7 protein-coding genes and 1 pseudogene are annotated in these 6,992 nt (G+C 56.5%); 3 read left to right on the top strand and 5 right to left on the bottom strand.

All coding sequences use genetic code 11. The features are described from left to right. The coding region (locus HV796_RS34545; RefSeq protein WP_175232378.1) for an IS4/Tn5 family transposase DNA-binding protein at nt 1-278 on the bottom strand (278 nt) is incomplete at its 3' end. Nucleotides 279-907: 629 nt separating this feature from the next. On the opposite strand from HV796_RS34545, the gene HV796_RS34540 reads away from it, so the two are divergent. Next, nucleotides 908-1,537: a hypothetical protein gene (locus tag HV796_RS34540; RefSeq protein WP_175232374.1), complete on the top strand. Its 630-nt coding sequence runs from the start codon at nt 908-910 to the stop codon at nt 1,535-1,537. After that, a pseudogene (locus HV796_RS34535) lies at nt 1,534-2,815 on the top strand (IS701 family transposase). Before HV796_RS34540 ends, HV796_RS34535 begins: the two are co-directional and overlap by 4 nt. A 603-nt stretch (nt 2,816-3,418) precedes the next feature. Here the strand turns inward: HV796_RS34535 and HV796_RS34530 are convergent. Then, entirely contained in the window at nt 3,419-4,729 is a 1,311-nt protein-coding gene (locus HV796_RS34530) for an IS4 family transposase (protein ID WP_246356192.1), read from the bottom strand. Further along, the gene (locus tag HV796_RS45985; protein ID WP_377693408.1) at nt 4,657-4,842 is read right to left on the bottom strand and encodes a transposase DNA-binding-containing protein; all 186 of its coding nucleotides are present in this window, start codon (nt 4,840-4,842) and stop codon (nt 4,657-4,659) included. The genes HV796_RS34530 and HV796_RS45985 overlap by 73 nt, the downstream gene beginning before the upstream one ends. A 113-nt stretch (nt 4,843-4,955) precedes the next feature. Here HV796_RS45985 and HV796_RS34525 point away from each other — a divergent pair, with 113 nt between their 5' ends. Continuing rightward, nucleotides 4,956-5,189 (top strand): IS4/Tn5 family transposase DNA-binding protein, encoded by a 234-nt coding sequence (locus tag HV796_RS34525; RefSeq protein WP_484555919.1) that lies wholly within the window; start codon nt 4,956-4,958, stop codon nt 5,187-5,189. A 626-nt stretch (nt 5,190-5,815) separates the two neighbouring features. Here HV796_RS34525 and HV796_RS34520 read toward each other — a convergent pair. Further along, nucleotides 5,816-6,640, bottom strand: coding sequence for a hypothetical protein (locus HV796_RS34520; RefSeq protein ID WP_175232373.1), 825 nt, complete (start codon nt 6,638-6,640; stop codon nt 5,816-5,818). A 50-nt stretch (nt 6,641-6,690) separates the two neighbouring features. After that, nucleotides 6,691-6,954 (bottom strand): type III secretion system export apparatus subunit SctS, encoded by a 264-nt coding sequence (gene sctS / locus HV796_RS34515; protein ID WP_175232372.1) that lies wholly within the window; start codon nt 6,952-6,954, stop codon nt 6,691-6,693. Between the last annotated feature and the right edge of the window lie 38 nt (nt 6,955-6,992).

Genomic DNA, 6,992 nt, shown 5'->3' with positions numbered 1-6,992 from the left:
TGCTCGCGCTGATACGAGAAGGTCGTGGTGTCCTGCAGAACCAGTATCGTGCCGGCGGCTGCCGCGAAACGCGCCGCACTCGCAGCGAAATGTCCGCTCAAAATATCGTGTCCGCTGACACGGTCGTTGGACAGAAACCGGTAAGCGGCCTTGGTCGACGCCCAGTCCTGGCAGGCAAAGGAGATGGTCTGCCCCATGCCGGCCCAAAGCTTCTCCAGCAGGATTGCGAAGCGCCGATGCAGCCTGGTGTCCTGAAAATTGCTTCCCTGGACTTCCAGATCGCACTATGACCGATCATCTGCCTGTCGCTTGCCGCCCATCTCGCTCGCACACGGAACATGACGTATGCCAGGATACCAGGTTTCGCGCTAAAAAGAAGTGGGTAATTGCAAGCTAGGCAACTCATTATGTCGCCGCGTACCGTTTCAGCCGCCTGATCGCCTAGATGCTATGTGGGAGGGCTGTTTCAGGCATATCCATTTCCGTGCTCCTTCGGAGAAAACGAGTGTGGAACTCCGCTTTACTCCAGTCGGGCTTCTGTCACTGCCCTCCCACATAGCATCTAGTGAATCGATCAGCCTGGGCCAGGGAAGAAATTCTCCATCTTCTCCTCCGCATTCGTCAGGAACACTTCTGACGCACGGTAGAATCGAGGTAACCAGGACGACGACCCATATCCGACGAAAGCCAGTTCACCGGAGTGCAACTCCGCATTGCGCCTATTAAAGTGAGCTATGCAGAAGTTTGTTAGAATGGGGATTACGGATACCCTCTGCGCGCTCTGATGTCAGATCCGGTCGACCATCGACCAGTCCTCAAGATGAAGTTGGCCACGTAGATCCAGCTCTCCGCGGTTTGCGTCGGGGCGTAATCTATTACGCGTTAGGGCGGCAGGACCCGCTAGAGAATGCATAATGTTGGAGTCTCCATTACTTCTCTTTTGAACGCTATGCCCAACGAACTTAACCCGATCTATGGTGGCTATCAACCGACTACACGCTATGGTCACGACGCCACGTCTAGCGGTGCCTTTGGCGGAAATCAACCGAACCTTCCTTTGCCGACCGCTCAGGCTAGCGGATCAGCGTCGCCTCCCGCTTATACCCCGATGGCTCCCTACACTCCGATGGTTCCGGGCAGATCGTCGCGCAACTTTTTTGCGAATATGGATGCGCCTCCTGCATATGATGGACTTGAGCCAAAAGCACTTGAAAAGCCGGTGAAGGAGAATTTCTGGCAAATTATTGGCGATAATACTAAAAAGGCTAATAAATTTTTTAACAAGGTGAGTAAACTTGATAAAGCCATCAGCAACGGGACAATCTCGCCGGGAGACGCGGCTTCTGAAGCTACAAAACTCGCAGACATGCTTGGTAAATTCCCAGCTTTTTCGGGAGACCCCAGAGATCGGAACCTCTTCCATCAAATGCAGGCCAAGATCAGTGATATTGGCGCAAAGTACCCTGCTACCATAGGGCAAAAGGCACTAACGGATGTCGAAGGAAGCCTGATGTCGACGAATTTGACGCGTATCTGAACCATCTGGCGCAGGCGTTAGGGCACGCCGATCGCCATGCCGGCCTCAAGGGCTATTGTTCGGGCCTGGTATTGCCGCTGTCGCGCAAGAGCATAGAGCCGATGGCCGCGCATATTGACCCACTTCACGCGAGCGCGAAGCACCAGTTACTCCACCACTTTGTGGCCAGGGCAGAATGGTCTGACCGGGCAGTCCTGCAGCGAGTACACGAATGGGTGATGCCCGCGTTAGACGCGCACGCTGCTGAAGAGACCGGTTACTACTGGATTATCGACGAGACGGGTTTCCGAAAGAAGAGGCGTCATTCGGTCGGGGTGGCGCGTCAGTACTGTGGGCAACTCGGGAAGCAGGACAACTGTCAGGTCGCCGTGAGGCTGTCGATCGCGACGCAACGCGGCAGCCTGCGGGTTGCTTGGCAGCTATATGTCCCTAGGGAATGGACTGACGATCGGCAACGTGCCCGTCGTGCGGGCATCCCTGACGATCTGGCCTTCGAGAACAAGCCCCAGATTGCGCTGGCCCAACTTCGCGAGGCGATGGCAGCGGGCGTTGCGCCGGGCATCGTGCTGGCCGATGCCGGGTACGGTGACGAAACCGCTTTCCGGGATGGCGTAACTGAACTGGGTTTGCTGTACGCGGTTGGTATCCGGCCTGGCACCTCTGTGTGGGCACACGGGACGGCGCCGCTTCCGCCCAGGTCCTGGAGCGGGCGCGGAAAGCCACCGACATTGCTGCGCCGTGCGTCTGGCCACGAACCGCTTGCGGTGAAGGAACTGGCCATGTGATTGCCCGTGAACGCTTGGCAGAGCGTCACCTGGCGCGAAGGTAGCAACGCAGCACTCTGCTCACGTTTTGCCGCCGTACGGGTTCGTCCCGCGCATCGTGACTATTGGCGAAGTACCGTTCGCGACGAGGAATGGCTGCTCATTGAATGGCCCGATGTTGATCCGGAGCCACTCAAATACTTTCTGAGCACCGCTCCCGGGGAGGCGACAATTGAGCAGCTTGTGTTCGTGGCAAAGATGCGCTGACGCATCGAGCGCGATTATCAGGACCTGAAACAGGAGTTCGGACTCGGTCACTACGAAGGGCGAGGCTGGCGTGGCTTTCATCACCATGCCACATTGAGTATCGCTGCATATGGGTTTCTGATGGCTCAGCGACTCAGGATGCGATCAGATGTGCGCGATAAAAAACCTCATCGAACGCACGCTGCCTGCGCTTTCCCCGGGTTACTTCCCACGGGGCAGTCCAGCGCGCACAACGCCACGTTCCTGATTCCATTACCACGTTGCGTATCCTGCCTGGACTGCGGCTCACCCAGCGATGGTACGATAACAGATTCCGTGAATGATTTTGTGACATGGTAAGATTAGAGAGGCGAAAGAGATTCCGCACCGCTCGCGAGGTGAGCGGTGCGGAATCTCTTATAACCATCCTTGAATCAGATCAGTGCGTACTTCGCACTGCTTCGTTATTTTCATTCTGGTATGTCTAGCTCTGGACGGACGCGCTCTAGCTCAGGCTGCGTGAGAAAATAGTGGTGTTCAAGCCTTTTAGTGACGTGGATTGGCTCAAAGGGTCGATCGACTACAGGTAGTCCTTCTCCGGACTCGTCCACCACGCGCACCATGCCTAGCTTGTCGGCGCGCTCGTCATCGACGCGCTCGTACGTTGCGGGCTTCCAGCGACGCCTCATAGCCTTCGTTGTTCACGCAGATCAGTAGATTCATATAAACGTCTTGATCTTCACTCCGACCTTGCCTACGCCGTGAGCCTCGCACCAGCGTAATTCGGCTTTGACTGTTGGGCCATTGTAAGTCATTCCATTACACACAAGTTGAGCTGAGTGGGTTGTAAACCTCCGCGCTTTGCTTGTGATTACCCACTATTTTCACGCCCCAGCCGGTATCCGATCTGGATGTCGACAAGCCGATGCATGCCGCGCCAGATGACTTTATTTCCGGGCGGAGGATCATTGACGCGTGCAAGATAGTCGCCCAGTTGAGCAAGCTTGATAAGGCTGCGAGATAGCGGAGGCGCCTGTACGGCGCGTGCCGAATCTTTGACGAGCTGGTCAGGCAGCGTCACCTCGGTTGCGGTGAGTGCCACCTCCGGTAAGGACTCAGGCGCGGATCGATTGATCTCGGTGAGCCAGAATACCCGCCAGGCCAGGACGCAGAAGATGGCGATCAGGTTGGTCAGGCGGCTGGCTGTGCGCAACTGTGACTCTTCGGCCTTGCAGCCGGATTTCAGACTCTTGTGAAAGGTCTCTATTTTCCAGCGCATCGCGTACCAGTCGATCTTTTCGATTGCCTCCACACGAGAGTTCACCGGCAGATCCGTGAGCAGTTTCCATTCGACACGTTTGCGACCCACTGGCTCGCCGCGCTCCGTCGCATGGATAACAGTCAGTTCAAGTGCTGGATAGTATCGCTGCTTTGCGAGGGGCGGCCAGACCGTGAGGCGCCGGTATCGGATCTCCAGAAGCGCCTGGTGAGGGCTCCCTTTGGCGTCGCGAAATTCGATCCGGTGTAATCCCTTGACCCGCACTTCTGACATTTCGTCAGCAACGGTATGTCTGCCGTCACCGGACAGCCTGTTCGTGCAGGTACGAACCAGAAAATGCGTTCCAGGCTCGCAGGCAGCGTCAAACAGCTCAAAGATGTCGCTTTCCCGATCACCGACCTGCACGCAGCGATCCGGCTCGCCGAGTCGCGTCGTTGATTGCCGCAGATTCTCAATCCAGCGAAAGCTTTCCTTCTGCTCGATCGGTATGCGAGTGAAGTTGACCTTGCTACGCCGGCTCGCCGTATCCTTGAACTCCTTTCGGCTCCAGAATTTGATGGCGGCCAGCCGGAGCGGCAAACCCTGCGTTGTCACCGCGAGACTGGAATGCATCAGGATGCCGCATTGCGAGCTCGGCTTCTGCCTGCCTCGCCGCTGGGCGGAAGTTATCGCGCTGCCAGCGTAACCGATGAGTTCGGGACACTCCCTTTCATACGAAAACGTGGTGGTGTCCTGCAGGACAAGAATTGGCCCATCGGTGGCGCAAAAACGCTGTCCGGTTGCCTGGAAATGCCCGCTCAAAATGTCTTGCTCGCTGATGCGATCATTGTTCATGAAACGATAGGCTGCCTTGGTATTGGCCCAGTCCTGGCAGGCAAGCTGGTCTGCCCCATACCCTTCCATAATTGTTCCAGCAGTGTTCCAAACCGCTTGCTCAGCCGCGCATCCCGAAATTCGCTTCCCTCAAGCTCCCGCTCAAACCACGCCCGATCTTCCACCTGTCGTTTCCCAGCCATTCTTCTCGCGCACTCTTCGTGACGCACGCCAGGTTACCAGGTTTCGCAATCGAAATGTGGGTAATCACAAGCGGCGCTTTGCCGTTTACTCCTGCTTTTTGCGTGACGAGCGAATGGCACAAGCGACGGAGAGTTGGGCGGCAATGGAATTCAAGGATATCGATCTGGGCGACAAGCGCCTGAACCGGCGGGCAGTGCTGTTGGCCGAACAACTGTCGGGCAGTCCGTCGGCAAGCATCCCTGAGGCTTGTGGCGGGTGGGCCGGGACGGCGGCAGCCTACCGGTTTCTGGCGCAGGACAAGCTTGAATGGTCCGAACTGTTCGGACTGCGGCATGATTCACGCTAACACGTTGAGCGACCGCGTTACGAATGCGGCTGCGGACTAAAGATCGACCGCGACCCTAACGCGGCCATTAACATTCGGCGTCGAGCTCTGGCGCGGCAGTCCGTGGAGAGGAGGGCTCTGGCGGATGCTTCGGCAACCGTGAAACCGGCCTCTGCGAAGCAAAAAAAGCCAAGTTTGCACGGCGATGTGCAGACTACTTAGAGCGGTAAACTGCTCACGAGAGACGGCTTGGTGCCCGCTGTTGGTGGATCGACGCATACGTCCTCAGGGACCTAGCCGGCGCTGATGGGATGGCGTGGAGAGACTACCCGGAAAAGCGGAAACCGGCCTGCAAAGTGCCGCGTACTCAGGGATCCTTCAGGCCTTATCTGGACTTTAGCCCGGGGGGGCTTGTCTGCTGGCCAAATGAAATATGCCCACATCGCTGCCCGGGAACAACGATGTTGTGCGCATATCGGCGGCGTGAGGCTAGTTATGACCGCATCTCGGAATGCCAGTTTTGCGATACGAATGTTGCGAAAGCGTCGACTCTACAAAAAGGGCCGCCCGTACCGCAACCTCTCTTCGGGCAATTACCGAGTCCCTTGCCAGACAACGGTATCGCAACCGGCACTGCCGCGAATCGCTTATGTGTTCGCCAAATCTGTGTCCGATTCTTCTGTGCCGCCGTCGCTGCGATGGGGCATCGTCGACAGAAAGTTTATGGCCCGCTCGCGCTGTCGAGGTGTTAATGGCGCTCCAACCTGCAAAAGCACAAGAGGAACAAGCAATAGCGTGCCGCGAATTTGCTCTGGCAATGCTTTAGTGCTCACATCACCCGTCGCCTGAGGGATATCCAGCAGCAGCGCCAGTTGGGGACGTGGCAAGGGCCCATAACGTAGTTCCGACTCGTGCCATCCGAGCATAAGGTCGCTCAGTTTGGCTTGAACGTCCGTCGGAGGTGTAGCGCCGTTGAGCATTCGTCCAATCAACGCCAGCATGGCACTGCACCAATTGTCGCTTACGACATTTGCACGAGTGCCCTCGGCCGCTGTCTCGATGGATTGCGATGAAATACCATCGGCAAAACTGGGTGGCCTTACTTTCTTCCCACTCTTTCGGGTTTTCCGGAAGTTTGTCGTTTCGATTGGCGCGTGGTCATCTTGTTGTTGACCTTGCTGTTGGCTATTGCCACCGCTGTCATTTCCTCGCTTCTCAACACAAAATGAATGATTTTGCTGGTGGAATTGCCAAAGATTGTCCGTGTCGAACAACTCCGCCGCGGGGGAATCCCGCTTCGTGTACTTTCGAGCCAATTTGGCCATCATTTTTTTTGTGGTGCTTGCTCGGGGCAAGCCATGGCACGGGCAGGTGCGTCCATAGGAAAAACTGGCCGTTCCCCGGTAAAGCTGTGCGAAATGGTGATGGTCCAGTAAGACACGCGTGACTTCTGGTACGGGTTGAGCTGCCATTTGATAGATCTGCTTGGCGCTCTTGGCCGGGATACGTCGGGAGCGAGAGTTCATGATGGAATAGAAACGCGGACGATCTCATCGGCAAAGCGAAGAATCGCAGCCCCTTCCAACGGGGCGGTTAAGATTACCGTGATAGTCACGGCGACAAGTTTGGCCACAAGCGACAAAGTTTGATCTTGTATGGATGTGATTGCCTGCAGGAACGAAATGCCCAGGCCGACTACTGCTGCCGCTATGACGGGCGGCAGCGACACCATAAGAACGAGAAGCATACCCTCGGTGGTGAGGCGAATAAGAGAATCGGTTTCCACGAACGCATCTCCAGTTGTTGGCGGTGTCAAAAGTACCT

Origin of the sequence: Paraburkholderia humisilvae (genome assembly GCF_902859855.1) — a bacterium.
In the GTDB taxonomy this organism is placed as follows: Bacteria; Pseudomonadota; Gammaproteobacteria; order Burkholderiales; family Burkholderiaceae; genus Paraburkholderia; species Paraburkholderia humisilvae.
This window is presented reverse-complemented; position numbering and strand designations above follow the sequence as displayed.